A 534-nucleotide genomic window follows, 5' to 3' on the forward strand; every position below is an offset into this window, starting at 1 on the left:
CTGTAGCGATGCAGTCAGTCCTGCATCGCTACAGCGGTATCACCAGAACTTGTAGCGCAGACCCAGCATGTAGCGCGGGCCGGTCTGGGTGGCATAGATGATCTCGTTCTTCTGCCGGCCATGCTGGCGCTGTATTTCGTTGGTGAGGTTGATCGCTTCCAGGCTCAGCGACAGGTTGTCGGTCCACTTGTAGCCGATGTTCAGATCCAGCTGGCCATAGGCTTCGGTATAGACCGGGTTGGGCAGGCCGCTACCGTCGAAGCGCGCAGCCAGGAACTCGTCGCGCCAGTTGTAGGCCGCACGGACCTGCCATTGTCCCTTGTCGTAGAAGCCGACCAGATCGGCCGCATCGAAGGCGGCTCCGGCCAGGAAGGCAATCCCGGCCTCAAGCCATTGCTGTCGCACAACATCGACCTGTCGCTGGAGTGGGATTACGGCGCGGCGCGCTCCGCCTCGCTGGGGCGGTCGCTTATACACATCTCCGAGCCCCCGCGACGGGGGCCCCACTCGCACGCCGCCGTGCTCTTGTTAAAA

1 pseudogene is annotated in these 534 nt (G+C 62.5%); it reads right to left on the reverse strand.

Annotation, left to right across the window (positions count from 1 at the left end):
• Window positions 1-39 precede the first annotated feature (39 nt).
• Window positions 40-351, reverse strand: a pseudogene (locus CSC62_RS17630) (TonB-dependent receptor domain-containing protein); the annotation flags it as partial.
• Window positions 352-534 lie beyond the last annotated feature (183 nt).

Source organism: Pseudoxanthomonas jiangsuensis (assembly GCF_010093185.1).
GTDB lineage: Bacteria > Pseudomonadota > Gammaproteobacteria > Xanthomonadales > Xanthomonadaceae > Pseudoxanthomonas > Pseudoxanthomonas jiangsuensis.